The 25147-nt window shown below is 62.9% G+C and carries 24 protein-coding genes; 14 read left to right on the top strand and 10 right to left on the bottom strand.

Annotated features, from left to right (window positions below; translation table 11 throughout):
* Window positions 1-23: 23 nt before the first annotated feature.
* Window positions 24-443, top strand: coding sequence for a MarR family winged helix-turn-helix transcriptional regulator (locus ACN9MZ_RS25995; protein WP_426339709.1), 420 nt, complete (start codon window positions 24-26; stop codon window positions 441-443).
* A complete protein-coding gene (locus tag ACN9MZ_RS25990; protein ID WP_426339708.1) occupies window positions 440-2194 on the top strand; it encodes a chloride channel protein in 1755 nt (584 codons plus the stop codon). The genes ACN9MZ_RS25995 and ACN9MZ_RS25990 overlap by 4 nt, the downstream gene beginning before the upstream one ends.
* On the opposite strand, the gene ACN9MZ_RS25985 is transcribed toward ACN9MZ_RS25990, so the two are convergent.
* Window positions 2180-2923, bottom strand: a complete 744-nt coding sequence (locus tag ACN9MZ_RS25985; RefSeq protein WP_426339707.1) for a substrate-binding periplasmic protein — start codon at window positions 2921-2923, stop codon at window positions 2180-2182. The genes ACN9MZ_RS25990 and ACN9MZ_RS25985 overlap by 15 nt on opposite strands.
* A gap of 134 nt (window positions 2924-3057) precedes the next feature.
* On the opposite strand from ACN9MZ_RS25985, the gene ACN9MZ_RS25980 reads away from it, so the two are divergent.
* From ACN9MZ_RS25980 to ACN9MZ_RS25960, 5 genes are all read left to right on the top strand, one after another.
* Window positions 3058-4035 (top strand): tripartite tricarboxylate transporter substrate binding protein BugD, encoded by a 978-nt coding sequence (locus ACN9MZ_RS25980; RefSeq protein WP_426339706.1) that lies wholly within the window; start codon window positions 3058-3060, stop codon window positions 4033-4035.
* A gap of 21 nt (window positions 4036-4056) precedes the next feature.
* Entirely contained in the window at window positions 4057-4518 is a 462-nt protein-coding gene (locus tag ACN9MZ_RS25975) for a tripartite tricarboxylate transporter TctB family protein (RefSeq protein WP_426339705.1), read from the top strand.
* Between the two features lie 9 nt (window positions 4519-4527).
* A complete protein-coding gene (locus ACN9MZ_RS25970) occupies window positions 4528-6030 on the top strand; it encodes a tripartite tricarboxylate transporter permease (protein ID WP_426339704.1) in 1503 nt (500 codons plus the stop codon).
* Window positions 6031-6168: 138 nt separating this feature from the next.
* Entirely contained in the window at window positions 6169-7869 is a 1701-nt protein-coding gene (locus ACN9MZ_RS25965) for a methyl-accepting chemotaxis protein (RefSeq protein ID WP_426339703.1), read from the top strand.
* A gap of 3 nt (window positions 7870-7872) precedes the next feature.
* Window positions 7873-9381, top strand: coding sequence for a chemotaxis protein CheW (locus ACN9MZ_RS25960; RefSeq protein ID WP_426339702.1), 1509 nt, complete (start codon window positions 7873-7875; stop codon window positions 9379-9381).
* A gap of 677 nt (window positions 9382-10058) precedes the next feature.
* On the opposite strand, the gene ACN9MZ_RS25955 is transcribed toward ACN9MZ_RS25960, so the two are convergent.
* Window positions 10059-10853, bottom strand: a complete 795-nt coding sequence (locus tag ACN9MZ_RS25955) for a hypothetical protein (protein ID WP_426336410.1) — start codon at window positions 10851-10853, stop codon at window positions 10059-10061.
* A gap of 109 nt (window positions 10854-10962) precedes the next feature.
* Between ACN9MZ_RS25955 and ACN9MZ_RS25950 the strand changes: the two genes are divergently transcribed.
* The 3 genes from ACN9MZ_RS25950 (at window position 10963) to ACN9MZ_RS25940 (ending at window position 11992) form a co-directional block, all read left to right on the top strand.
* Window positions 10963-11088 (top strand): hypothetical protein, encoded by a 126-nt coding sequence (locus tag ACN9MZ_RS25950; protein ID WP_260115156.1) that lies wholly within the window; start codon window positions 10963-10965, stop codon window positions 11086-11088.
* A gap of 83 nt (window positions 11089-11171) precedes the next feature.
* Window positions 11172-11702 carry a YggT family protein gene (locus tag ACN9MZ_RS25945; RefSeq protein ID WP_426164854.1) on the top strand — a complete coding sequence of 177 codons (531 nt, stop codon included), beginning with the start codon at window positions 11172-11174 and terminating at the stop codon, window positions 11700-11702.
* Window positions 11699-11992 carry a DUF167 domain-containing protein gene (locus tag ACN9MZ_RS25940; protein ID WP_426339701.1) on the top strand — a complete coding sequence of 98 codons (294 nt, stop codon included), beginning with the start codon at window positions 11699-11701 and terminating at the stop codon, window positions 11990-11992. The genes ACN9MZ_RS25945 and ACN9MZ_RS25940 overlap by 4 nt, the downstream gene beginning before the upstream one ends.
* A gap of 40 nt (window positions 11993-12032) precedes the next feature.
* Here the strand turns inward: ACN9MZ_RS25940 and ACN9MZ_RS25935 are convergent, their stop codons facing one another.
* From ACN9MZ_RS25935 to ACN9MZ_RS25900, 8 genes are all read right to left on the bottom strand, one after another.
* On the bottom strand, window positions 12033-12977 hold the full coding sequence (locus ACN9MZ_RS25935) for a carbohydrate kinase family protein (RefSeq protein ID WP_426339700.1): 945 nt from the start codon (window positions 12975-12977) through the stop codon (window positions 12033-12035).
* 7 nt (window positions 12978-12984) lie between these two features.
* Window positions 12985-15720 carry a DUF3426 domain-containing protein gene (locus ACN9MZ_RS25930; RefSeq protein WP_426339699.1) on the bottom strand — a complete coding sequence of 912 codons (2736 nt, stop codon included), beginning with the start codon at window positions 15718-15720 and terminating at the stop codon, window positions 12985-12987.
* A gap of 16 nt (window positions 15721-15736) precedes the next feature.
* Window positions 15737-16648 carry a 50S ribosomal protein L11 methyltransferase gene (prmA, locus tag ACN9MZ_RS25925; RefSeq protein WP_426339698.1) on the bottom strand — a complete coding sequence of 304 codons (912 nt, stop codon included), beginning with the start codon at window positions 16646-16648 and terminating at the stop codon, window positions 15737-15739.
* A gap of 17 nt (window positions 16649-16665) precedes the next feature.
* Window positions 16666-18024 (bottom strand): acetyl-CoA carboxylase biotin carboxylase subunit, encoded by a 1359-nt coding sequence (gene accC, locus ACN9MZ_RS25920; RefSeq protein ID WP_426339697.1) that lies wholly within the window; start codon window positions 18022-18024, stop codon window positions 16666-16668.
* A 75-nt stretch (window positions 18025-18099) separates the two neighbouring features.
* Window positions 18100-18570: an acetyl-CoA carboxylase biotin carboxyl carrier protein gene (gene accB, locus ACN9MZ_RS25915; protein WP_426339696.1), complete on the bottom strand. Its 471-nt coding sequence runs from the start codon at window positions 18568-18570 to the stop codon at window positions 18100-18102.
* A gap of 95 nt (window positions 18571-18665) precedes the next feature.
* On the bottom strand, window positions 18666-19103 hold the full coding sequence (aroQ, locus tag ACN9MZ_RS25910; protein WP_426339695.1) for a type II 3-dehydroquinate dehydratase: 438 nt from the start codon (window positions 19101-19103) through the stop codon (window positions 18666-18668).
* 115 nt (window positions 19104-19218) lie between these two features.
* Entirely contained in the window at window positions 19219-19770 is a 552-nt protein-coding gene (locus ACN9MZ_RS25905) for a redoxin family protein (RefSeq protein WP_426339694.1), read from the bottom strand.
* Window positions 19770-20378, bottom strand: coding sequence for a hypothetical protein (locus ACN9MZ_RS25900; protein WP_426339693.1), 609 nt, complete (start codon window positions 20376-20378; stop codon window positions 19770-19772). Before ACN9MZ_RS25900 ends, ACN9MZ_RS25905 begins: the two co-directional genes overlap by 1 nt.
* 194 nt (window positions 20379-20572) lie before the next feature.
* Between ACN9MZ_RS25900 and mpl the strand changes: the two genes are divergently transcribed.
* The 4 genes from mpl to ACN9MZ_RS25880 are packed head-to-tail and all read left to right on the top strand — an operon-like array spanning window position 20573 to window position 25132.
* The gene (gene mpl / locus ACN9MZ_RS25895; protein WP_426339692.1) at window positions 20573-21940 is read left to right on the top strand and encodes a UDP-N-acetylmuramate:L-alanyl-gamma-D-glutamyl-meso-diaminopimelate ligase; all 1368 of its coding nucleotides are present in this window, start codon (window positions 20573-20575) and stop codon (window positions 21938-21940) included.
* Window positions 21940-22521, top strand: coding sequence for a YqiA/YcfP family alpha/beta fold hydrolase (locus tag ACN9MZ_RS25890; protein WP_426339691.1), 582 nt, complete (start codon window positions 21940-21942; stop codon window positions 22519-22521). The genes mpl and ACN9MZ_RS25890 overlap by 1 nt, the downstream gene beginning before the upstream one ends.
* Window positions 22518-23102, top strand: a complete 585-nt coding sequence (locus ACN9MZ_RS25885; RefSeq protein WP_426339690.1) for a chorismate--pyruvate lyase family protein — start codon at window positions 22518-22520, stop codon at window positions 23100-23102. The genes ACN9MZ_RS25890 and ACN9MZ_RS25885 overlap by 4 nt, the downstream gene beginning before the upstream one ends.
* Window positions 23099-25132 (top strand): RNB domain-containing ribonuclease, encoded by a 2034-nt coding sequence (locus ACN9MZ_RS25880; protein ID WP_426339689.1) that lies wholly within the window; start codon window positions 23099-23101, stop codon window positions 25130-25132. The genes ACN9MZ_RS25885 and ACN9MZ_RS25880 overlap by 4 nt, the downstream gene beginning before the upstream one ends.
* Window positions 25133-25147: the final 15 nt, after the last annotated feature.

Below are 25147 nucleotides of genomic sequence, written 5' to 3'. Positions count from 1 at the left end.
TTACATCATGTTGTGATATAAAAATGCCGCCTTCACAAGATAAACTGGCCAAGGCCGACTTCATGGCCCTGTCCGAATTCCGCTACCAGATGCGGCGCTTCGAGCGCTTCTCCGAGAACGCCGCCCAGGCCGAGGGCATCACGCCCTTGCAGTATTTGCTGCTGTTGCATATCAAGGGCTTTCCCGGCCGCGATTGGGCCACGGTCGGCGAGCTGGCCGAACGCCTGCAGGCGCAGCAGCATGGCGTGGTCGCATTGCTGGGCCGATGCGAGGCGGCCGGGCTGGTGCAGCGCCGCCCCCATGTGCAAGACCGGCGCCGGGTCGAAGTCCACCTGCTGCCTGCCGGCGAAGAAGTGCTGGTACGGCTGGCTGCGATCCATCGCGCCGAATTGCAATCGCTGCACGGCGTCTTCACCGTTCCCAACCTTCCGCACAAACCATGAAACCGTATGATCCACGCCGCGACTTCAGCGGCGACGCACGCCTGCTGCAGATTGGCGCCATGGCTGCCTTGATCGGCATGCTGAGCACCGGGACCGCCTGGCTGCTGCTGAAGGCGATTTCGCTGTTCACCAACCTGTTCTTTTTCCAGTCCCTGTCGACAGCGCCGCAATCGCCGTCCGCTCATGCACTGGGCGCCTGGGTGATCGTGGTGCCGGTCGTCGGCGCCCTGCTGATCGGCCTGATTGCCCGCTATGGTTCGGAGCAGATCCGCGGCCACGGCATTCCCGAGGCGATCGAGGCCATCCTGTTCAAGCGCAGTGCGATGTCGCCCAAGGTGGCTGTACTCAAGCCGCTGGCCTCGGCCATTGCCATCGGCAGCGGCGGGCCGTTCGGCGCCGAGGGGCCGATCATCATGACCGGCGGCGCGGTCGGTTCGCTGTTCGCCCAGCATTTCCATTTGAGCGATGCCGAGCGCAAGACCCTGCTGGTGGCGGGCGCCGTGGCCGGCATGACGGCCGTCTTCGGCACGCCGATCGCGGCGCTGCTGTTGGCGGTTGAACTCTTGCTGTTCGAGCTGCGCCCGCGCAGCCTGCTGCCGGTCGCCATTGCCTGCGCCGTGGCCGGCTTCCTGCGGCCGCTGCTGATGGAAGCGGGGCCGCTGTTCCCGCAGCAAAGCCCGCAACTGCCGCCGGTGGCCTTGCTGTCCTGCGCCGTGGCCGGGGTGCTGTGCGGCGCCATGGCGTGGCTGCTGTCGACGGCCCTGTACCGCGTAGAGGACGGCTTCCACAAGCTGCCGCTGCACTGGATGTGGTGGCCGGCGCTGGGCGCCGTGGCCATCGGCATCGGCGGCTATTTCCAGCCGCGCGCGCTGGGCGTCGGCTATGACGTGATCGGCGACCTGCTGCAAAACCACCTGGCCGCCGGCGTCGTGGCGACGCTGCTGGTGGCCAAGGCCATCATGTGGCTGATCGCCCTCGGTTCGGGCACTTCCGGCGGTGTGCTGGCGCCTTTGCTGATGCTGGGCGCCGGCCTGGGCACGCTGCTGGCGCCCTACTTGCCGGGCGGTTCGCCTGCGGTATGGCCCCTGGTATTCATGGCAGCCACGCTGGGCGGCATGATGCGCGCACCGATCATGGCCACCGTCTTTGCCTACGAGCTGACGCATGATGCGAATGCCCTGCTGCCGGTGCTGGCAGCCTCGGTGGTGGCCTATGGCTTCACCGTCATTACCATGCACCGTTCGATCCTGACCGAGAAGATTGCTCGCCGCGGCCACCATATCTACCGCGAATACGGCATCGATCCGCTGGAGCGGCATAGCGTGGAGGAGGTGATGACGGCCGCCCCGGTGTCGATCGACGCGGATGCGCGCGTTGCCGACGTGCTGGCGTCCCACTTCGGCGCGACGCAGCGCCACCGCGCCTACCCGGTCACCAGCCATGGCGCTGTGCTGGGCATGCTCGATCGCGCGACCCTGGTGCAGGCCAGCCATGCCGTGCACGTGCGCGAGCTGTATGGCGTGAACGCCCCGATTGTGGCGCTGCGCGGCGAAACGTGCCGCACGGTGGCGGTGCGCCTGGCGGTGCATGGCCTGGAGCGCTTGCCGGTGGTGGCCGATGCCGGCAGCCGCCAATTGGTGGGCGTGATCAGCCGCAGCGACCTGGTCAAGTCCTCGCTCTCGCTCGACAATGAGGAGCACCGGCGCCACCGCTTCCGGCGCTTGCGCTTGCCCAGGTCAGCGGGCGGCTGAGGGCGCTGGCCGCCAGTTGGCATACTTGCGGTCAATCGCAGTCGAGGTACCGTCTTTCACCATTTCCGCCATGGCCGCCGACATGGCGGCAACCTGCGCGTCCGGCACCGCCTTGTTGCAGGCGAGATAGGCGCGCGAGGTGTGAAAGGTCAGCAGGGGCACGATCTTGCCGAGCAGGCCTTCCTGCGCCAGCACGCCGTTGGCCAGCTGGTGGCTGGTCACCCACAAGTCGATGCGCCCGCCGAGCAGCTTGCGCGGGTTGGAAAAATTGTCCGGCGCGGTATCCACGGTGAATCCGCGCGCCACCAGGAATTGCGCGCGCACGTCGCCGTTGTAGCCGCCGATGCGCAGGTGCCTGGCGTCATCCAGCGTGGCCAGCTGGAAGGGCGGGTTGGCCAGGCCGTACAGCGTCCAGTCCACTTCGCGCAGCGGCCCTACCCATTTGAACAGGGCTTCCCGCTCCGGCGTGCGGGAGGTCGAGAACACGCAGGAAGACGGCGTGCGCAGCGCCAGTTCGTAGGCGCGGCGCCACGCCATGATCTCGATGCTGTAGCTGATGCCGGCGCGCGCCATGATTTCCTTCACCTTGTCCGGCGAGATGCCGACGATGCGTTCGCCATCGCGCATGATGTCGGGCGGCGTGTATTCGGTAAACAGCTGGAGCGAGCCGGCCGACGCCGCCAAAGGCAGCGCCAGCAACGATGCGGCAAGGTGCAGCTTGGGAGCCATGATCAGCCAATCATGTGCGTCTTGAGGCGCGAAGTCAATCAAACTGACAGGCCCGACTTGTGTCCTCCAATAATTGCTGGTACAACATTACTAGTAGCGCAAATCCAACAATTAATCAGCAACTGGAGAACCACATGAAACGACGCGCCCTCATCACCGCAATGGCATGCCTGCCCCTGTTCGGCGCCAGCCTCGCGCAGGCACAGAGCTACCCGACCAAGCCGATCACCCTGATCGTGCCGTTTGCAGCCGGCGGACCGACCGACACCGTGGCGCGCCTGCTGGCGCAGTCCATGGGCACCAAGCTGAAACAGCAGATCGTTGTGGAAAACGTCGGCGGCGCCGGCGGCACCATTGGCGCGGCGCGCGCCGCCAAGGCGGCTCCGGACGGCTACACCATCTTCCTGCACCACATCGGCCATTCCACCGCACCGGCCCTGTACCGCAAGCTGAGCTACAACGCCATCGACAGCTTCGAGCCGATCGGCCTGGTGACCGACGTGCCAATGACCCTGGTGGCGCGCAAGGACTTCCCGGCCAAGGACTTCAAGGAATTCCTGGCTTATGTAAAAGCCAACAAGACCAAGGTGACCTACGCCAACGCCGGCCTCGGTTCGGCTTCCCACCTGTGCGGCATGCTGTTCATGTCCGCCATCCAGACCGACCTGACCACCGTGCCATACAAGGGCACCGGCCCGGCCATGAATGACCTGCTGGGCGGCCAGGTGGACTTCATGTGCGACCAGACCACCAACACCACCAGCCAGATCAAGAGCGGCAAGGTGAAGGTCTACGCCGTCACCACCAAGACCCGCGTGCCGTCGATGCCGGACGTGCCAACCCTGAACGAGGCCGGCGTTCCTGGCTTTGAAGTGGCGGTGTGGCACGGCATGTACGCACCGAAAGGCACGCCGAAGCCAGTGATCGACACGCTGGTCGGCGCCCTGCAGGTGGCCCTGAAGGATCCGGCCGTCAAGCAGCGCTTCGCCGACCTCGGCACCGAGCCGGTGGACACCAAGCGCGCCACGCCGGAAGCCCTGCGTGCGCACCTGAAGGCAGATATCGACCGTTGGGGCCCGATCATCAGCAAAGCCGGCGTTTACGCCGACTAAGCGCCGGCCAAGGAGTCTCTGATGTCTTCCGCAATTCGTCACCCGAAGGATTTCTGGATCGGGGTGATCTTCATCGCCATCGGGCTGGGCGCCGTGTTCACGCGCGGCGACCTGAACATGGGCACGTCCTTCCGCATGGGGCCGGCCTTCTTCCCGGTCGTGCTGGGCATCCTGCTGGCCGTGATCGGCGCGGCGGGGGTGCTGCGCGCCTTCTTCCGCCACGGCGAGCCGATGGAGAAACTGCACCTCAAGCCGCTGGCCCTGGTCACGCTGGCCGTGGCGCTGTTCGGCATCCTGATGCGCGGCGCCGGGCTGGTGCCGGCCGCTGCCGTGCTGGTGCTGGTGAGCGCTTATGCCAGCCCCAAGTTCCGCTGGAAAGAAGTGGCGCTGCTGGCAATTGGCCTGGCCGTGTTTGCCTACGTGCTGTTCATTAAATTGTTGGGATTGCCGATACCTGCGCTCGGCCCCTGGCTTGGTTTCTAAGGGGCCGGCATGGAAATCTTAAGCAACCTGGGTCTGGGCTTTGAAACCGCCTTCACCCTGACCAACCTGATGTACTGCCTGATGGGGGTCTTCATTGGCACCGCGGTCGGTGTGCTGCCGGGCCTGGGCCCGATCGCCACCATTGCCATGCTGCTGCCGGCCACCTTCGGCCTGCCGCCGGTGGCGGCGTTGATCATGCTGGCCGGTATTTATTATGGCGCCCAGTATGGCGGCTCCACCACGGCCATCCTGGTCAACCTGCCGGGCGAGTCATCCTCCGTGGTGACAGCCATCGACGGTTACCAGATGGCGCGCAAGGGGCATGCCGGCAAGGCGCTGGCAACGGCGGCCCTGGGCTCCTTCTTCGCGGGCACGGTGGCCACCGTGGTAGTGGCGTGCTTTGCGCCGCCGCTGGCCGACCTGGCGCTGAAGTTCGGCCCGGCCGACTACTTCTCGCTGATGGTGCTGGGCCTGGTGGCGGCTGTGGTGCTGGCCAGCGGCTCCTTGCTGAACGCGATCGGCATGGTGATCCTGGGCCTGCTCCTGGGCATGATCGGCACCGACGTCAACTCAGGCCAGCAACGTTACACCTATGACATGCCGGAACTGGCTGAAGGCATTTCTTTCGTGATCGTGGCCATGGGCATGTTCGGCATCGGCGAGATCGTGCGCAACCTGGAGCATGATGAAGAGCGTCACATCCTGATGAAGAAAGTGTCGGGGCTGATGCTGGACAAGGAAGACTTCAAGCGCATCCTGGCGCCGGTCTTGCGCGGCACCTTGCTCGGTTCGGCGCTGGGCATCCTGCCGGGCGGGGGCGCGATGCTGGCTTCCTTCGCTTCCTACTCGCTCGAGAAAAAGGTGTCGCCGAACGCAAAAGAGTTCGGCAAGGGCGCCATCGAGGGCGTGGCGGCGCCGGAATCGGCCAACAACGCGGGCGCACAGACTTCCTTCATCCCGATGCTGACGCTGGGCATTCCGTCCAACCCGGTGATGGCACTGATGATCGGCGCCATGATCATCCAGGGCATTACCCCGGGACCGGCGGTGATGACGGAGAAGCCCGATCTGTTCTGGGGCCTGATCGTGTCGATGTGGTTCGGCAACCTGTTCCTGGTGGTGCTGAACCTGCCGATGATCGGCCTGTGGGTGAAGATGATCACGGTGCCTTACCACCGCCTGTTCCCGGCCATCCTGATGTTCTGTGCGATTGGCGTGTTCAGCCTCAACAATGCCCAGTTCGACGTCTGGCTGATGGCGCTGTTCGGCGTGTTCGGCTATATCTGCGCCAAGCTCGATGCCGAGCCGGCGCCGATGCTGCTCGGCTTCATCATCGGGCCGATGCTGGAAGAGTACCTGCGGCGCGCCATGACGCTATCGCATGGCGACCCGATGGTGTTCCTCAACCGTCCGATCAGTGCCACCTTGCTGGCGCTGGCAGTGCTGGCGCTGGCGGTGGTGCTGTCGCCTTCCTTGCGCAAGAAACGGGAAGAAGCCTTCCACGAGGAGTAAGAAACTGACAACGCCCGGCACGCCGGGCGTTGTTTCGTTGTGGGTCGACAACGGTGACAAAGCGTGAGTATCCCCCGCAGGGCGCTGGCTATACTGAAAATTCTCAGTGGCAACAATCCCCTACAGGAGCTCACCCAAATGAACAGCCCGATCATCCAGGAAAGCCAGCTACAGGAAGTCGAACTGCAGGCCATCAACGCCGCACTCAATCGCGTCCAGGCCGTCATCGAATTCCAGCTCGATGGCACCATCTTGCACGCCAACGACAACTTCCTGAGTGCGGTCGGCTATACGCTGGACGAAGTGCAGGGCCGCCACCACGCGATGTTTTGCGACAGCGAATTCGTGGCCAGCGAAGCATACAAGCAATTCTGGGAGCGCCTGCGCGGCGGCCATTTCGAGCACGGCGAGTACAAGCGCCTTGGCAAGGGCGGGCGTGAAATCTGGATCAACGCTTCCTACAACCCGGTGTTCGACGCCGACGGCAGGCCTTTTAAAGTAATCAAGTTCGCCACCGACATCACGGCCAGCAAGCTGCGCAACGCAGAGTACGAAGGCAAGGTCAGCGCGATGGACAAGGCGCAGGCCGTGATCGAGTTCGACATGGGCGGCCATGTGCTCACCGCCAACAGCAACTTCCTCGATGCGATGGGCTATACGCTGGACGACATCAAGGGCGAACACCACCGCATGTTCTGCGAGACCGACTACGCGGCCAGCGTCGACTACAAGCGCTTCTGGCAAAAACTGAACCGCGGCGAATTCGACGGCGGCCGCTACAAGCGCCTCGGCAATGGCGGCAAGACGATCTGGATCCAGGCCACCTACAATCCGATCCTGGACATGAACGGCACGCCTTTCAAAATCGTCAAGTTCGCCAGCGACATCACCGAGCAGGTGCTGATGGAGCAGGGCATCAAGGACAAGGCAGCCAGCGACGCCGCCAAGATCGCGCGCCTGCTCGATGCGGTGGCGCGCGCAGCCAAGGGCGACCTGACGGCCGAGGTGCCGCTGGCCGGCGACGAGCCGCTCGACCAGCTGGGCGCCGGCATCGGCAAGATGATGGGAGACTTGCGCGGCGTGATTGGCCAGGTGGTGATGTCGGCCACCGCCTTCGCCGACGATGCCGAGGAGATCGCCAACCGCGCCGGCGTGGTGGCCGGCGGTTCGCAGGAGCTGGGCGCGACAGTCGAGGAGATGAATGCCACGGTCGAAGGCCTGACCCGTTCGATCGATGCGATTGCCACCAGCACCGGCCAGGCCAACGAGCTGGCCAAGTCGACCCAGGACGAAGCCGAGGCGGGCGCCAAGGCGGTGGCGCGTTCGATCGAGGCGATGGACCTGATCAATCGTTCGTCGGAAGACATCGGCGAGATCGTCAAGGTGATCAGCGATATTGCCAATCAGACCAATATGCTGGCCTTCAACGCGGCCATCGAAGCGGCGCGCGCCGGTGAACATGGCCTGGGGTTCTCGGTGGTGGCGGACGAGGTGCGCAAGCTGGCCGAGCGTTCCTCGCAGGCGACCAAGGAGATTTCCAAGCTGATCAGCGAGTCGGTCAAGCGGGTCAATACCGGCACCGCCATCTCGCACCAGGCCAGCGAAGCCTTCGACCGCATCGTCACCGGCGTCGGCAAGACCGGCGAAGCCATTGCCGAAATCTCGCACGAAGCCCGTGAGCAACTGTTGTCAGCGCGCGAGGTCAGCGTCGCCATCAACCACATCGCCGAAGCGGCCGAGCAGTCGGCCGGCAGCTGCGACAGCATTGCCTCGTCGACCGCCAGCCTGAATTCGCGCGCCGGGGAATTGAACAAGCTGGTCGCCGGTTTCGTGGTGTAAGCCATGGAAGCCTTGCGTGTGGTGTCGGCGGCGCCGCAGGCGGACGCCGCGGCGGCGCTCGAACTGTTTGGGTCTTTCATGCTGGGCGCCAGCGAGTTCGCCTTGCCCGCGCTGTGCATCCGGGAAGTGGTCAACTTTCCCGATCGCATGACCAGCGTGCCGCTCGCCCCATCTTATCTGGAAGGCATGTTCACGCTGCGCGGCAGCGTGATCCCGGTGGTCAACCTGGGCCGCCTGTTCGATCCGTCGGCGCCTGCGGCCGAGGCTTCGGACAAGATCGCCATCATCGACTACCAGGAAGCGCAGGTCGGCCTGCTGGTGCACGCCACCGGCGCAATCCTGCGCGTGCGGCCCGAACAACGCAGCCGGTTGCGTTATGCGGAGGGATCGACACAAGGGGTAGTAGCCGGCACCATCTTGCTGGAAGACGGCCGGCGCCTGGTCCAGGTGCTCGACATCGACCGCCTGGTGCAGATCGAGAACGTGCCGCAGGTGCAATCGATGCGCGCCGCCGGCGCCGAATCGCGGCGCCAGTTGCGGGCGGTCGCCGAGCGCCGCCACGCGATCAGCTTTCGTGCCGCCGGCGCCCGGTTCGCGCTGGAAATGAAGGCGATCCAGGAAATCGTTCGCGTGCCCGAACTGGCCCCGTCCATCCTGGCCAGCCCCCTGTGCCGCGGCCGCATGCTGTTCCGCGGCCTGCAGGTGCCCGTGCTGGACTTTGCCGCGCAGGCCGGCGGCCAGCCCGCGCAGGCCGATGCCGAACAGCGCATCCTGGTCGCCCAGATCGGCGAGGCGACGATCGGATTCCTGGTCGACGAAGTGGAAAGCATCCTGCATTTCAGCAGCGATGAAGTGCTGCCGATCCCTTTGCTGAGCAAGGAGCGCAGCGCGATGTTTGCCGGTTGCGTGGCGCGGCCTGGTGAAGAGGACGTGATCCTGCTGGACCACGCGGGCATCTTCTCGCGCAGCGAGATCGGCGAGATGGACCTGGGCCATCGCCGGCTGTATCCAGCCGACCAGGGCGGGGCGCCGGCGGCAGCCAGCCAGCGCGCCGGACGCAAGGTCTACTTGAGCTTCCGGGTGGGCGACCTGTTCGCGCTGGAGCTGAAGCAGGTGCGCGAGATCATCGAGCACGGCGGCGACATCAGCCACCCGCCCGGCATGCCCGACTACCTGTGCGGAGTGCTGAACCTGCGCCAACAGCTCATCAGCCTGGTCGACTTGCGCCGCCTGTACGGGATGGACGCCGGCGAAGATGCAGGCAAGGTGCTGGTGATCGAGCGCGAAGAAGGGCGTTACGGCCTGGTGGTCGACGCGGTGGCCGACATCGTCACGGTTGATGACAGCAAGCGCTTCGCTGCGCCGTCGCTGATGAAGGCCTCGGCGGCGCTGCAAGGGCTGTCAGCCGAATCGCATGAGGTGGTGGAGCTACCGCAAACAGATGGCAGCACGCACAGCACCTGTTTGCTTGATCTCGAACGCGTGATGCAGCGAATTTTGCATGTCGCGTAATCGCGACGAAAAAAAAATTTCAAACGCCGCCATCAGTCGCCCCGGTCCCGCGCCCAAACGCAGGCCGGGGCGCTTCATTTTTTATACGTCCTTTACCTAAAGGCGTTATGCGAAGGTGGTCGACGATGCGATGGTCGATCGAAGCGCGTGAGCGGCTCGTGACGCGCGCTTCAATGTGCGCGAACTCGCAGATCGGCGCAAAAAAAGAAGAAGAAAATCATTCGTGCTGGTTGCGCATCGACAAGCTTTCGTGTACTTTGCGAACTTGAAATCGCGTGAATTTGCAAGCACTGTTTTTTCGGGTGTGTTGTTACCGCAAAAATCGAAAAATAATGGGAACCAAAAACGCATAGGTATGCTTAAAGACCACACGACGACAGCGAAGCCGCTCTCCTGATCACTCGATCAGGCCGGGCGGTTTTTTCTTTGAACGCTGGTCGTACCAAGTGGCCCGGCGAAGGGTCGAGGAGCTGAGTTTACGCCCCACCCGCGCAATCGTCGCGACAAAGAATTTGAGTCCTGCGCTGCCAAGCACCGGCGCAGGAATCGATGGCTGAAGCGCTGCACTTGTGAGGAGGTGCAGCAGTTCAGCTGGGTGCCGAATTCATTAGCGCAAACCGCAACCGTGTTTGTGCCGATGAATAATTCGCCTGGTCCAGCGCAGGGCCGGACGGGTTTTAAATTTGTGCGTGAATTTTTCCCATCCCAGATGAAGGAGAACTAAAAATGGCAACCGCCGCTAAGAAGAAACCAGCAGCCGCTAAAGCAGCTGCTCCAGCAAAGAAAGCTGCCGCTAAGCCGGCCGCTAAAGCCGCAGCTAAGCCAGCTGCCAAACCAGCTGCCAAGAAAGCCGCTGCCAAGCCAGCCGCTAAACCAGCAGCCAAGAAAGCCGCTGCCAAGCCAGCTGCAAAACCAGCAGCTAAGAAAGCAGCAGCTAAGCCAGTAGCGAAGAAAGCCGCTGCTAAGCCAGCAGCAAAACCAGCAGCGAAGAAAGCAGCAGCCAAGCCAGCAGCCAAGAAGACTGTAGCTAAAGCAGCAGCAAAACCAGCAGCTAAGAAAGCAGCCGCTAAACCAGCAGCTAAGAAAGCAGCCGCTAAACCAGCAGCTAAAAAAGCCGTTGCCAAGAAAGTAGCAGCTAAGCCAGCAGCCAAGAAAGCTGCAGCTAAACCAGCAGCCAAGAAGACCGTAGCTAAAGCAGCTGCCAAGCCAGCCGCTAAGAAAGCCGCTGCCAAGCCAGCTGCCAAGAAAGCTGCTGCGAAACCAGCTGCCAAGAAAGCCGCTGCCAAGCCTGCTGCCAAGAAGGCCGCTCCTAAAGCTGCTGCCAAGCCAGCCGCCAAGAAGCCAGCTGCCAAGAAAGCTGCTGCCAAGCCAGCTGCTAAAAAAGCCGCTCCTAAAGCCGCCGCAAAACCAGCTGCCAAGCCTGCAGCTAAAAAGGCCGCCCCAAAAAAAGCCTCGGCTAAGCCAGCAGCCAAGCCAGCTGTTGCGCCAGTAGCCGTAGCACCGGCTGCAGCTCCTGCTGCAAAACCAGCTGCCCCTAAAAAGGCCGCTCCTAAGAAACCAGCTGCTCCTAAGAAGGAAGCTGTGAAGCCAGCCGCCGCACCAGCCCCCGCTGCTGCAGCCCCAGCTCCAGCCGCCGCTCCGGCAGCAAAAACCGTGATCGCCCCGGCAGCCGCCTGGCCGTTCCCGACCAGCACCCGTCCTTCCTAAGCCGTTCAACGCTTAGTGCCGGATGGCGAAGACACCGCTGTGTGAGACAATCGCACAGCGGTTTTTTTATTTGGAGTGAACTCGTGTTTGATATTCTGAAGTTGATCGTCGATGTTATAGCGAGCCTCCTCGGCGGCGTGCTGCTGCTGCGCTTCTGGATGCAGGCCATCCGCGTCCGGCCGCCTTCGTCGGTGGCACAGTTTACTTTTCAATTATCGGACTGGCTGGTGCGCCCGCTGCGCCGCATCGTTCCCGGCATGGGCGGCTATGACTGGGCCAGCCTGATCGGGGCATTCCTGATCGTGATCCTGGCGACTTCGATCGATTTCCTGATTGGACGGTCGGTGGAGTACGTGTTGCTGGCGGCCTTGTATCGCTTCCTGCAGTGGATACTGTTCGGGTTCATGGCGCTGCTGATCATCGAAGTGATCTTCAGCTGGGTCAACCCGCATGCACCGCTGGCGCCTTTCGTGCGCGCGCTGAATGATCCGCTGCTCAGACCTATCCGCAAGGTGGTGCCCCTGGTCGGCAACCTGGACTTGTCGGTGCTGGTGGCGGTGATCCTGCTGCAGATATTCCAACTTCTGCTGGGCAAGCTGTTCGGGGTGGCATGAGCCGTGGCTGGTGTTCGCCCTTGCCGGGCGGCGTGCGGCTGGCGGTTCAGATCCAGGCGAATGCGAAGAAGACCGAGGTGGTCGGGGTGCTGGATGATGCCCTGAAGATCAAGCTGGCTGCGCAACCGATCGAAGGCAAGGCGAACGAGGCCTTGGTGAAGTGGCTGGCCGGGGCTTTGGGCGTGTCGCGCAGCGCGGTGACGCTGACGCATGGGCAGACTAATAAGAAGAAGCTACTTGAGGTGTCTGGCGTGACGCTGGAGGATGTGGCGCGCCTTTTAAAACGGTAAGCCGGGGTCAGACCCAAGGGCTGATCCCGGCTTACCGGTTTCAGAAGCGGTAACCGAACGCCGCCTCAAACTTGTCCACAATCTCCGCAGGCGTGAACACATGGTTCTGCGCCCCTTTGGTAACAATCTTGATCGCGCCCAGCAAACTGGCCAGGCGGCCGGTCGACTCCCACCCCAGGTCGTTGACCAGGCCAAACAGCAGGCCGGCGCGATACGCATCGCCGCAGCCGGTCGGGTCCAGGTCGAGCGACGAATCGACCACCACGGCAGGAATATCGATCCGCTTGCCCTGGGTATAAATCTCCGAACCTTTCTCGCCACGGGTCACAATCAACGCTTCCAGCTTGGCAGCGATATCCGGAATGGTCAGCCCGGTACGCGACATCAGCAGCTCGATTTCATAATCATTGCAGGTTACATAACTCGCCTGCTCGATGAAGCCGATCAGTTGTTCGGCGGTGAACATCGGCATCTGCTGGCCCGGGTCGAAGATGAACGGGATGCCCAGGCGCGCCAGGTCTTCCGCGTGCTTCAGCATGCCCAGGTGGCCGTCCGGCGAAATGATCGCGATGCGGGCCGGACCGGCCTTCTCGATCGGGTTCTCGTGCGCGAACGACATGGCGCCTGGGTGGAAGGCGTTGATCTGGTTGTGGTCCGCATCGGCGGTGACGAAGCACTGCGCGTTGTAGGCATCCTTCTTGATCAGGATGTTGTCGGTCGAGATGCCGAGCTTCTGGAAGCGCTCCAGGTAGGCAGCGCAGTCCTGGCCCAGCACGCCAACAATACGCGGATCGCCGCCCAGCATCTTCAGCGAGTAGGCGATATTGCCGGAGCAGCCGCCAAACTCGGTACGCATGGTCGGCACCAGGAAGGACACATTGACCTTGTGCAGCTGGTCTGCCAGCAGGGTGTCGCCGAAACGGCCCTCGTATTGCATGATGATGTCGATGGCCAGCGAGCCACAGACAAGCGCGGTTTTAGTCATAGTATTTTTAAGGGTAGAAAATGGCGATGTGATAGCCGGAAGCTTTGAGCTCATTCAGCTCGAAGTACAGTTTAATGCTTTGCTCGCTGCGCGGACCGAAGCCCTTTTCGGGCTCGGCTGGCGAAGGCAGGTATTCGCGCGGGGCAAATACGCGCCGCAGCACCGGCTTGTCGGCGTTGTCGTTCAGGGTCAGCTCGATGTGCGGCCAGGCTTGTGGAGTCTTGGACTGGTTGCGCAGGACGGTGCTGAAGCTGAAGGTGTTTTCAGTCATGCTGGCCAGCTCTCCCGGTTCGACGCTGAGGGCATCGAGCTGGGTGGGCAGGGCGATCTTGCATCCGAGCGGCTGGCAGACGGCGGCCAGGGCTGGCTTCAGTTGCGGGTAATTCGCGGCCAGGCTGTCGCGGAAGGTGGTGGCCGCTTGCAGCACCAGGCCTGCGAGCAGGATCGGGACGCCGACTGCCATCGTGATCGTGACCGCCTTGCCGTACTTCTGGCTGCGGTCGACACGCTTGACGAAGCTCAGGTCGGAGTGGTCGAGGTCTTCGGCTTCGGCTTTTGCTTCGTCGACGCCGGCGAGGGCGCGCATGCGGGCAGCAACTTCTTCGGCGCTCGATTCCTGTGCAGGGCCGTTTTCTTCAAGCGCAAAGACTTCGTGTTCGGCGGCTGGACCGCTGGCATCGCGGCGCGATTTGGCGCGTTTCAGGGCGCGTTCGCGGCGGGATTTGGCAGGTTGTTCGGCTGGCTCTTCGCCGGGGATGGAGGCGCCGTCGTCCGGTACATCCGTGTTGACTGCTGCGACTGCGTGCTGGGCAGTTTCGTCGAGCTCGGACAGGCTCCATGCTTCGCCGTTTGGCGCGGGGGCGTCGGATGCCTCCGCGTCGGCTGTGGACCGTGGCTCTGCATCCGGGGCTGGTTCGCCCGGGTGATCCGCTGCTGCTTGGGCGACTGGTGATACCGGTTCGGGCGGCTCGTCGGGCGGCAGGTCTTCAAAATGGTGCGCGTCATCAAGGGCGGCGACCACCACGTGTTCTTGGGGCATGTCGAGCGAGGGTTCGACGCGGCCGTCGGGATGCCAATTGTCGGTCGACCATTGGTCGATCGCCTCCACGAGGGAAGCGCCGGCTTGCTCGCCAGATCCCGTCGTCGCGTGCTCTTCGCCGGCGGGCGTATCGTCCCATGGCTGAACGCCATCGTCGACTGCCTGCGCTGGCTCGAGGCGGGCCTCAATGTCGGCCAGTGAATCGGTGGGTTCGATGGGTGATGGGGCATCGACTGCGGACGCTGCATCGGGCGCGAGCGCGATTTGGTCGGCAAATTGCGCCGGCTCGGCAGGTGCTTCGTCCCGAGGCTGAGGCGTTTCATCGTCGGCAGGCGCGCCAGCCTGCTCGGCCGCCGCCGGCGGTTCGAGTTCGAGCGCTTCATCCGGCGGGAGCGCGCTCGCGTCGGCAATTTGCGCCGGCTCGGCAGGTGCTTCGTCCCGAGGCTGAGGCGTTTCATCCTCGGCAGGCGCGCCAGCCTGCTCGACTGGCGCAGGGGGTTCGACTTCGAGCGCTTCTTCCGGCGGGAGCGCGCTCGCATCGGCAGGTTGCGCCGGCTCGGCAGGTGTGTCGTCCCGCTGCGGAGCGGCTTCAAGGGCAGCCGGTGCCGCCCGGTCGACTGGCGGAGGGGCCCTGAATGGGAGGCTTTCTTCCGGCTGGGGCGCCGCCGTGGACGTGGTTGCGTCGACAGGAGGCCGAGCGGCGGCCACAGGGATGGGCGCTGGCGTGAACGCGGTGCGCGGTGCTGGCGTCGTCGCTGCCGTGGCAGCTGGTGTTGTTTGCGTAGCGGCCGAGAAAGTGGCATCGGGCGACAGCACGTCCGAAAGCATGGCTGAGCCAACCGGGGCCGACGCTTTGGCGGCCGGCGGAGGGGCCAGGGGCGGCGACGGCTCTGCGGTGGCCGTGAAGATGGCATCGGGCGCCACCAGGTCGGCCAGCGAAGACGAACCGGCCGGCGTGCGCGCCTTGGCTGATGCTGCCTCGGCAGCAGCGTCGGCTACCAGCGGAGGGGATGGTTCGGCAGCTGCCGTGAAAGCGGCGTCGGGCGACACGACATCGATCAGCGAACGCGCCGCCGGCGACGAGGGTGCACGAGCTGCCGGCGACGGCGCCGTAGCGTGCAAAACTTCGACCGGTTGCGATGGCTTGGCGGCAAGCGCAGCGGCAGCCGGGCGTGATGCCTCGGCGACAGGCGTCGAGGCTGCCGCGGGTTGCGGCGGTTCGGCTTGCGATGGCGAAGTTGGCGCGGGCGATGCCACCGCAGGATTCGTGGTCACGTGGGCGAACGCACGAGTGACGGCGGCGATGGCGATGTCGTCAGGCGAGGGCGCGTTGGCCTGGGCGGCAGCGGGCGCTGGCTCGGCAACAGGGGCCGCAGTACTTGCGGTACGCCAGACGGCAGGCGGGACTGGCTCGGCCACAGGCGGCTGTGGCGCGGCAGGTGCCGGCTGCTCGCCGAGGTCGATTTCGAAATCGACCGGCGAACCATGCACGTAATCGGAGACCGCCGGCTTGGGCGCCGGCGCCTCGGCGACTATATCGGGAATGACAGGCGTCGGCTTGGCAGCCGGTCCGACCAGGGCAGCATTGCCGTCGAAGACCAGCGCGCAAGAGCCGCAACGGACAATGCCCCCGCGCAGTTTCAGTTGGTCAGCCGCGACCCTGAAGATCGTATTGCAATGGGGGCATTTAGTGGCGAGCGCCATCAGTCAGGAAGCTACCTTATGCCAGCGTGCCGGACAGGCACACCCAGCCTTCGTGCTCAGCCCAGACGCTCAGCTTGATGAACGGCGCGTAGGCCGCAGCGACTTCTTCTGTCTGGCGCGCCAGCACGCCAGACAGCACCAGCGAACCGCCCGGTGCAACGCGGCCGGACAGCATCGGCGCCATCAGTTTCAGCGGCGAAGACAAGATGTTGGCGACCACGATATCGAAACGCTGCGAGGCAAACACCGATTCCGCGAAATCATCCGGCACGAAGTACTGGATATCTTCCACGCGGTTGCGCAGCGCATTGTCGTTAGCCGAGACGATCGCCTGCGGATCGATATCCACACCGGCTACCGTGGCAGCGCCCAGTTTGCGCGCCACCATGGCCAGGATGCCGGAACCGCAGCCGTAATCCAGCACGGTCTTGCCCGGCGCCGGGTGGGCTTCCAGCCATTCCATGCACAGCTTGGTGGTCGGGTGGGAGCCGGTACCGAAAGCCAGGCCCGGATCAAGTTCCAGCACCAGGGCCGACGGATCGGGGGCTTCGTGCCAGCTCGGCACGACCCAGATGTTCTTGCCGATATGGATCGGCTCGAATTGCGACTGGGTCAGACGCACCCAGTCGGCGTCCTCCACCTTGCGGGTGGTGAACTTTGGCAGGTGAGCCAGCCCGATCGCGCCGGCGGCAGCCGCCACGATCAGGGCCTGGTCTTCCTCGTCATCGGTCAGCGCGACCACGCGGCTATGATCCCATGCCGCTTCGGTCGGCTCCATGCCCGGCTCGCCGAACAGGGGGTTTTCGGCGTCGGTGCCTTCATCGGCATCCTCCACCGACACCGACAGCGCGCCCGCATCCATCAACGCTTCGGACAGGGCCTCAGCGTGTTCACGGGCTACTTCGATGACGATTTCAGTCCAGCTCATCTTATTTCTTACCTATTTTACTTACCTGCTTTTGGCATCTCTGCCAACCGTTGTTCCAAATAATGAATGTTGGTGCCACCTTCGATGAAGCGTGCGTCAACCATCAGCTCGCGGTGCAGCGGGATGTTGGTCGAAATGCCTTCAACGACCATTTCCGACAGCGCGATCTGCATGCGGCGGATAGCCTGCTCGCGGGTTGCGCCGTAGGTAATGACCTTGCCGATCATCGAATCGTAGTTCGGTGGTACAAAGTAACCCGCATAGGAGTGCGAGTCAACACGCACGCCTGGGCCGCCCGGTACGTGCCATGCGGTGATGCGGCCTGGCGACGGGGTGAACTTGAACGGGTCTTCGGCATTGATACGGCACTCGATGGCGTGGCCGGACAGCATCACGTCGCGCTGGCGGAAGCGCAGCTTCTCGCCGGCGGCGATGCGGATCTGTTCCTGCACGATGTCGATACCGGTGATCATTTCGGTCACCGGGTGCTCAACCTGCACACGGGTGTTCATTTCGATGAAATAGAACTCGCCGTTTTCGTACAGGAATTCGAAGGTGCCTGCACCGCGGTAGCCGATCTTGCGGCAAGCTTCGGCGCAACGGTCGCCGATCTTTTCGATAATCTTGCGTGGGATGCCCGGCGCCGGCGCCTCCTCGATCACCTTCTGGTGGCGGCGCTGCATCGAGCAGTCACGTTCGCCCAGCCAGACGGCGTTCTTGTGTTCGTCGGCGAGGATCTGGATTTCCACGTGGCGTGGGTTCTCCAGGTACTTCTCCATATAGACTTCCGGGTTGCCGAAGGCGGCGCCGGCTTCTGACTTGGTCATGGTGACCGCGTTCAGCAGGGCGGCTTCGGTGTGCACCACGCGCATGCCGCGGCCACCGCCGCCGCCAGCGGCCTTGATGATCACCGGATAGCCAACCTTGCGTGCGATCTGCACGATGGCTTTCGGATCATCCGGCAGGGCGCCGTCGGAGCCTGGCACGCAAGGCACGCCGGCCTTGATCATCGCCTGCTTGGCCGACACTTTGTCGCCCATCATGCGGATCGATTCGGCGCGCGGGCCGATGAAGACGAAACCGGATTTTTCCACGCGCTCGGCGAAGTCCGCGTTCTCGGACAGGAAGCCGTAGCCCGGGTGGATCGCTTCCGCGTCGGTCACTTCGGCCGCGGAAATGATGGCCGGCATATTCAGGTAGGACTGGGCCGAAGGAGCAGGGCCGATGCAGACGGATTCGTCGGCCAGCTTCACGTACTTCGCGTCACGGTCGGCTTCGGAGTGCACGACCACAGTCTTGATGCCCAGTTCGCGGCACGCGCGCTGGATGCGCAAGGCGATTTCACCGCGATTGGCAATAAGGATTTTTTCAAACATGGCAGCTTCTATGTTTGTGAAAGGAGGAGAGATTGTGCTGGCTGCCGGGGTATCCACAGCAGCCATGGCCCGGCTTTAGCCGATCACAAACAGTGGCTGGCCGAATTCGACCGGTTGGCCGTTCTCGACCAGGATCTGGGTAATGGTGCCGGACTTGTCGGCATCGATCTCGTTCAGCAGCTTCATCGCTTCGATGATGCAGAGGGTGTCGCCTTCCTTCACGGTGGCGCCCACTTCCACAAAGGCTGGGTTGCCAGGCGCGGAAGCGCGGTAGAAAGTGCCCACCATTGGGGACTTCACAACGTGGCCGGTCGGCTCGGCGGCAGCTGGAGCAGCGGCGGCAGGCGCAGCAACCGGTGCTGCGACAGGAGCGGCAGCAGGTGCGTAATGGGTTGGCGCTTGCGGCGGCATCATCATGACCTGGTTTTGTGCCAGACCGCCGGACTTGACGATACGAACCTTGCTTTCGCCTTCGGTCACTTCCAGTTCAGCGATGTCCGACTCTGCTACCAGGTCGATCAGCGTCTTCAGCTTGCGTAGATCCATGTTGTTGGCTCCCTTGTTCTATCTATTATGTTGACGGTTACATTGATGTCGCCTTATGGGCGGCATCGCGTTAGATGTGCGCAGATCGCGGTAGATTAACTGCTTTTTAAAGCAAAGTCGATGGCGAGACGATATCCGTCGATACCAAGCCCGCAGATCGTCCCCTGTGCGATTGCGCTGAGATAGGAATGGTGGCGGAACTCCTCCCGCCGATAAATATTCGAAATGTGCACTTCAATAAAAGGGATCGCTACGCCGGCCAGTGCATCGCGCAATGCGACGCTGGTGTGGGTATAGCCACCCGGGTTGATGACGATGAAATCCACGCCCTCGGTTCGGGCTGCGTGGATGCGGTCAATCAACGCTCCTTCGTGGTTGCTCTGGAAACAGGCGAGCTGTGCACCGGCTATGTTGGCCTGTGCCTGCGCTGCCTGTTCAACGTCTGCCAGCGTGCTGGCGCCGTAGGTTTCAGGCTCGCGCGTCCCCAACAAATTCAGGTTGGGGCCATTAAGGAGCAACAGGTTCGATGCCATGATTCCCTGACCATTTTCCGCGAAAGTTCCGCATTTTGCCGCCATCTACGAGCATTGGCAAGAGAAAATAACTTGTCGGAACTTAATAGAACGATCGTTCGGCGGCGTTCTTCTGCTAGTTTAATGCCGCCAGGTCGGCCTTCAGGTCGTCGAATTTCAGGCGCGCGAGGTAGGTCTTTTTGACTGTGCCGTCAGCGCCGATCAGGACGGTGAAGGGCAGCCCGCCTTGCGTGTTGCCGAACTGGCGCGACAGTTCGGTCCCGCTCATTCCTGCCACGTAAACGGGGTAGGCGACTTTCACTTTCTGTGTGAATTCTGCAATATTGGAGGGCGAGTCGATGCCGATACCAATCACCTGGACCTTCTTGCCGAGCTCAGAATTTTGCAGTTCGGACAATTCCGGCATCTCTTCCACGCACGGTGCGCACCACGGCGCCCAGAAATTCACCAGCAGGTTCTTGCCTTTCCATTTCGACAGCGCTTCCTTGACGCCTTTATCATTTGGCAAGGACTCGGCCATCATGGCGGCCACCGGGCTGGTCACACCGGCTGGGGCGGTGGTGGTGACCGGAGCTGGGGCTGGAGCTTGCTGGGTGTGGATGAAGTACCAGGCGCCGGCGCCGCCAAACAGGACGGCGGCCACGGCGTAGATTGCAAATTTTTTCATTATTGGGCTGGGTGGGAGCTATTGGTAAGGATGGTGCGCAATTCGGTGAGGTCGGCGCGCAGCAGCTTGTCGCCGCTTTTCTTTTTCGCGCCGCGCAGATCGTCCTGCTCATAGATTTCGACGTGCACGCCGACGTTCTTCCACATGAAGCTGGCCGTTTCAACGTCTTCGAAACGGGGGCCGCGAAAATGGGGCGACTCGGAGATCTCGATTTGCAGGTTCTTGTTTAATAAATAGATTTCTACTTCCTTGGCGCTGTCGACGAATACTTGCAGGTGGATGTCGTCGTGCATGCCCGCCGTACCGTACAGAACGGAGCCGGTCAGGAAAGGTTGGTATTGTCCCAGCATTTCCATGACCTGCAAAGCCAGGCCGCGCAATCTGAATAAGTGGGCCGGGTGGGTGTCGGCGTTATATAGAGCGTGGTATAGGCGGACTTCTTCTTCGATCTGTTCGTTGTCGGGCAGGATGTCGGACAGGTCGCGGGCTTGCGACTCGCCCAATATCTGGCGGGCGGCCTTGCGTTTGGCGCTGCCGTAGTCGGCGCCATCCTGCGCAATCATGCGGGCGGCGGCGGCGGCGATTTCGGTTTTGATCTCGGGGTTCATGATTGCATCATACCCAAAACCCGGTAAATCGGGGTCTGACCCAAGGGTCAGACCCGGTCTGCTCAGCGGCCTGTGGTTCCGGGTCTGGGCTTTTGACCTTTTGAGAAGATCAAAATCGCACCACCCCAACCACAGGCGCGGAGACCGGTTTTAATCAGGTAAAATCCGGCTCTTAATTCTTTTCTATCTGCACCATGCACATCCACATCCTAGGCATCTGCGGCACCTTCATGGGTGGTCTTGCCGTCCTGGCAAAGGAAGCCGGCCACCGCGTAACGGGTTGCGACGCCAACGTCTACCCGCCGATGAGCACGCAGTTGGAAGCCCAGGGCATTGAACTGATCCAGGGTTTCGGCCCCGAGCAGGTGGAACTGAATCCCGACCTTTATGTCATCGGCAACGTGGTCTCGCGCGGCAATCCACTAATTGAAGAGATCATGAACCGCAACCTGCCGATGATCTCCGGCCCGCAATGGATCGGCGACCACATCCTGAAGGACAAATGGGTCCTGTCGGTCGCGGGCACCCACGGCAAGACCACCACCTCGGCGATGCTGGCCTGGATCCTGGAACATGCCGGCTACGCGCCCGGCTTCCTGATCGGCGGCATCCCGCAGAACTTCGGCATTTCGGCCCGCCTGACCGGCCCTGGCGCCGACTCCGAATTCTTCGTCATCGAAGCAGACGAATACGATACCGCCTTCTTCGACAAGCGCAGCAAGTTCGTGCACTACCACTCGAAGACGGCCATCCTGAACAACCTGGAATACGACCACGCCGACATCTTCCCGGACATCGGCGCCATCGAAACCCAGTTCCACCACCTGGTGCGCACCGTACCCGGCATCGGCCGCGTAATCGCCAATGCCGATGAAGCGAGCCTGCAGCGCGTGCTGAAACGCGGCTGCTGGAGCGAGAAGGAAAGCTTCGGCAGCGCGGCAGGCGCCGACTGGTCCATGGCCGAACATGCCGACGGCAGCTTCGACGTCATCTTCAAGGGCGCCAAGGCCGCCAGCGTGAACTGGCAACTGACCGGTAAACATAACCGCTCCAATGCACTGGCCGCGATTGCCGCCGCCCGCCATGTGGGCGTGCCGATCGAGGTCGCGGCCCAGGCCCTGGAAAGCTTCCAGAGCGTCAAGCGCCGCATGGAAGTGCGCGGCACCGTTAACGGCGTGACCGTGTACGACGACTTCGCCCACCATCCAACCGCCATCGAAACCACCGTCGGCGGCCTGCGCCAGAAGATCGGCAGCAATGGCCGCATCCTGGCCGTGCTGGAGCCGCGCTCCAACACCATGAAGCTGGGCACCATGAAGGACGCGCTGCCCGGCAGCCTGAAAGAGGCCGACCTGGTATTCGGCTTTGGCAGCGAGCAAGCCCTGGGCTGGAAACTGGCCGAAGCCCTGTCGCCAATGGGCGAAATCGCCTCGGCCTACGAGGACCTGGACGGGATGGTGAAAGCTATCGTCGCGCAGGCCAAGCCGGGCGACCATATTATTGTGATGAGCAATGGCGGCTTCGGCGGCGTCCACCAGAAATTGCTGGAGGCGCTGAAGTAATGATTTTGTACCTGCATGGCTTCCGCTCCTCGCCGCAGTCGATGAAGGCGCGGCTGACCGGGGAGCGGATGGCGCAGCTTGGCCGCAGCGCAGAGTTTATCTGCCCGCAACTGCCGGCCAGCCCCAAGCTCGCAATGGAACTGGCATTGAAGCTGGTCGATGGCATTCCGCCCGACGAACTCACCATTATCGGCTCTTCCCTTGGCGGCTACTATGCCACCTGGATGGCGGAAAAGCTCGGCTGCCGCGCCGTCCTGCTGAATCCCGCCGTGGTGCCGATGCTGGATCTCGACCAGCACGTTGGCGTGACTACCGCCTACCATTCGGACGAACCATTTGAATTCAAGCCTGAATATATAGAGGAATTGCGTGCGCTGGCCGTGCCGCAGGTATCGCAGCCCGAACGCTACTTCCTGGTTGCCTGCACCGGCGACGAAGTGCTGGACTACCGCGACATGGTGGCGCACTATGCCGGCGCGAAGCAGAAGGTGGTGCAGGGCAGCGACCACGCCATCAGCGCGTATGCCGGCTACCTGGGCGAAGTGCTCGAGTTCTGCGGTGTCACGGGCGAAATTCAATGAAAGGTCAATCGCTGCGCCAGGCCAACTGGCACGGTCACGTGCTCGCGACGAATGCCCCGCACCCTTACCGCCACTGGCTGACCGGCGGCGGCTCGCTGACCAACAAGCTGAAAGCGCACAGCAGCGCATTCCGCGTGCAGTTGCTGCACCAGGACACGGCAATCTGCCTGGCTGACGAAGCCAACATCATCGGCTACCATCGCCCGGGCCGCGTCTGGGAGCGGGAGGTCTTGCTGCGGTGTGATAATACGCCTGTCGTCTTCGCCCACACCGTGGTGCCAATGTCGGCCGACGCCTCGGACTGGCCGCTGTTCAGCGCCCTGGGCGAACGTTCGCTCGGCAGTACCCTGTTTGGCGATCCGCAGGTGCGGCGTGGCGAACTGGAATTTGCGCGTTTGCGCGCGACGCATCCGCTGGCCCGGCGTGCCCGCAGTGCCTTGACGGCGCACGGCGCCGAGGTGCCGGAGGAAGCTTTACTGTATGCACGGCGCTGCCTGTACCAGCGCCATGAAGGAACTTTGCTTGTGACCGAGGTATTCCTGCCGCCGGTGCTCAAGCTTGAACGGAATAATGTGAAATGAATGTATTTTTTGAAGAATCCGGCGATTTCAAAGTAGGCAGCGTGCTGTCGCAGGCGGGCGAGGCCTACCAGGTTGAAATGGCCAGCGGCAAGCGCAACAAGGTCAAGACCAAGGATGTCATGCTGCAGTTTGACAAGCCATCGCCGGCCGAGCTGATGGAGCAGGCCAAGGCCATTGCCGCCGACGTCGACCTGGACTTCCTGTGGGAGGTGGCGGGCGAAGAGGAATTCGGTTTTGCCGAACTGGGCGCCGAATATTTCGGCCACGCTCCGCAAGCAGCCGAAGCGGCCGGCCTGATCCTGAGCCTGCACTCGGCGCCGATCTATTTCCACAAAAAGGGCCGCGGCCGCTATAAGAAAGCGCCCGAGCAGACCCTGAAGGCCGCCCTGGCCGGCATCGAGAAAAAGAAACAGCAAGCCATCATCCAGGGCCAGTACGCCGAGGAGCTGAAAGCCGGCACCCTGCCGGCATCGATGCTGAACATCGTCAACCAGTTGCTGTTCAAGCCGGACAAGAACACCATCGAATACAAGGCACTGGAGCAGGCCGCCAACGAGGCGCACACCACGCCGGCGCGCCTGATGCTGTCGGCTGGCGGCATCAAGTCGCCGAAAGACCTGCATATGGCCAAGTTCCTGTTCGAGAATTTCCCGAAAGGCCATGGCTTCCCGGAACTGCCGGTGCCTTCCGTCCCGGCCAAGCTGCCGCTGGCCGCGGTGGAAGCGTTCTCCATCGACGACGTGACCACCACCGAGATCGACGACGCCTTCTCCGTGGTGCACCAGCCGGACGGCAAGGTGCGCGTGGGCATCCACATCGCCGCTCCGGGCCTGGGCATCAAGCCGGACGACGCCATCGACAAGATCGCGCGCAGCCGCATGTCCACGGTCTATATGCCGGGCGATAAGATCACCATGCTGCCGGACAGCATCGTCGACGCTTTCACCCTGGCCGAGGGCAAGACTTGCCCGGCACTGTCCTTGTACGCCGTGCTCGACCCGGCCGACTGGTCCGTGATCTCGACCGAGACGAAAGCTGAACTGGTTCCGATCGCCAACAACCTGCGCCACAACACGCTGGACGAACTGGTCAACGAGGAAACCCTGGCCAGCGGCGCGGGCGACTACCCGCGCAAGGCCGAGCTGACCTTGCTGTGGGGCTGGGCACAGCACCTGGAAGCAGGCCGCATGGTCAAGCGTGAGGCATTCGGCCTGAAGCCAGAACAGAACAACCGCGTCGACTTCAACTTCTATGTGGAAGACGACGTCGTCACCATTTCCCGCCGCAAGCGCGGCGCGCCGCTGGACAAGATCGTGGCCGAGCTGATGATCTTTGCCAACTCCACCTGGGGCAAGCTGATGCACGACCATGGCGTGCCGGGCATTTACCGCACCCAGGGCCAGGGCGTAGGCGGCTGGGCCGCCAAGATGCAGGTGCGCATGATGACCCAGGCCGCACCGCACCAGGGGCTGGGCGTGGACCAGTACGCGTGGTCGACTTCGCCGCTGCGCCGGTATACCGACCTGGTCAACCAATGGCAGATCCTGGCCTGCGCTTCGCACGGCGTGACCGCGCCGATGGTGGCGCCGTTCAAGCACAAGGACGCCAACCTGTTCGCCATCGTGTCGGCCTTCGATGCGGCCTACGCGGCCTATGCCGACTTCCAGTCGAACATGGAACGTTACTGGTGCCTGCGCTGGCTGGGCCAGGAAAATGCGAAGGAAGTGGAAGCCGTGGTGCTGAAGGATGAAGTACTGCGCCTGGCCGAAATCCCGCTGATCGTGCGCATGCCCGGCATGCCGTCTGTTGCGCGCGGGTCACATGTGAAGCTGGACGTGCTACGCTGGGACGAAATCGACCTGGCGATCGAGACGCGCCTGCAGGAAGGCTCGATTACCCTGCCTTCCGAGCCCGAGGCCGAACTCGACGAGGAGGAGGCGCCAGCCGACCCGGCGCAGCCGACCGAGGCCGATGCGGAGGAAGCTGCGCTCGCCAGCGAGACGGTTGTTACCGAACCTGGCCCACAGTGAAGTAGAATTCAAGAT

Source organism: Pseudoduganella sp. S-14 (assembly GCF_049913285.1).
In the GTDB taxonomy this organism is placed as follows: Bacteria; Pseudomonadota; Gammaproteobacteria; order Burkholderiales; family Burkholderiaceae_D; genus Rugamonas.
The sequence above is the reverse complement of the archived record's forward strand: the minus strand, read 5'-3'. Positions and strand labels throughout refer to the sequence as shown.

Coding starts and splice junctions, on each gene's coding strand:
- ACN9MZ_RS25975 (WP_426339705.1), top strand. CDS start 4,057: ATGTCTTCCGCAATTCGTCACCCGAAGGATTTCTGGATCGGGGTGATC.
- ACN9MZ_RS25890 (WP_426339691.1), top strand. CDS start 21,940: ATGATTTTGTACCTGCATGGCTTCCGCTCCTCGCCGCAGTCGATGAAG.
- ACN9MZ_RS25900 (WP_426339693.1), bottom strand. CDS start 20,378: ATGAACCCCGAGATCAAAACCGAAATCGCCGCCGCCGCCGCCCGCATG.
- ACN9MZ_RS25980 (WP_426339706.1), top strand. CDS start 3,058: ATGAAACGACGCGCCCTCATCACCGCAATGGCATGCCTGCCCCTGTTC.
- ACN9MZ_RS25990 (WP_426339708.1), top strand. CDS start 440: ATGAAACCGTATGATCCACGCCGCGACTTCAGCGGCGACGCACGCCTG.
- ACN9MZ_RS25960 (WP_426339702.1), top strand. CDS start 7,873: ATGGAAGCCTTGCGTGTGGTGTCGGCGGCGCCGCAGGCGGACGCCGCG.
- ACN9MZ_RS25930 (WP_426339699.1), bottom strand. CDS start 15,720: ATGGCGCTCGCCACTAAATGCCCCCATTGCAATACGATCTTCAGGGTC.
- ACN9MZ_RS25935 (WP_426339700.1), bottom strand. CDS start 12,977: ATGACTAAAACCGCGCTTGTCTGTGGCTCGCTGGCCATCGACATCATC.
- ACN9MZ_RS25970 (WP_426339704.1), top strand. CDS start 4,528: ATGGAAATCTTAAGCAACCTGGGTCTGGGCTTTGAAACCGCCTTCACC.
- ACN9MZ_RS25940 (WP_426339701.1), top strand. CDS start 11,699: ATGAGCCGTGGCTGGTGTTCGCCCTTGCCGGGCGGCGTGCGGCTGGCG.
- mpl (WP_426339692.1), top strand. CDS start 20,573: ATGCACATCCACATCCTAGGCATCTGCGGCACCTTCATGGGTGGTCTT.
- accB (WP_426339696.1), bottom strand. CDS start 18,570: ATGGATCTACGCAAGCTGAAGACGCTGATCGACCTGGTAGCAGAGTCG.
- ACN9MZ_RS25885 (WP_426339690.1), top strand. CDS start 22,518: ATGAAAGGTCAATCGCTGCGCCAGGCCAACTGGCACGGTCACGTGCTC.
- ACN9MZ_RS25995 (WP_426339709.1), top strand. CDS start 24: ATGCCGCCTTCACAAGATAAACTGGCCAAGGCCGACTTCATGGCCCTG.
- prmA (WP_426339698.1), bottom strand. CDS start 16,648: ATGAGCTGGACTGAAATCGTCATCGAAGTAGCCCGTGAACACGCTGAG.
- accC (WP_426339697.1), bottom strand. CDS start 18,024: ATGTTTGAAAAAATCCTTATTGCCAATCGCGGTGAAATCGCCTTGCGC.
- ACN9MZ_RS25880 (WP_426339689.1), top strand. CDS start 23,099: ATGAATGTATTTTTTGAAGAATCCGGCGATTTCAAAGTAGGCAGCGTG.
- ACN9MZ_RS25905 (WP_426339694.1), bottom strand. CDS start 19,770: ATGAAAAAATTTGCAATCTACGCCGTGGCCGCCGTCCTGTTTGGCGGC.
- ACN9MZ_RS25965 (WP_426339703.1), top strand. CDS start 6,169: ATGAACAGCCCGATCATCCAGGAAAGCCAGCTACAGGAAGTCGAACTG.
- aroQ (WP_426339695.1), bottom strand. CDS start 19,103: ATGGCATCGAACCTGTTGCTCCTTAATGGCCCCAACCTGAATTTGTTG.
- ACN9MZ_RS25985 (WP_426339707.1), bottom strand. CDS start 2,923: ATGGCTCCCAAGCTGCACCTTGCCGCATCGTTGCTGGCGCTGCCTTTG.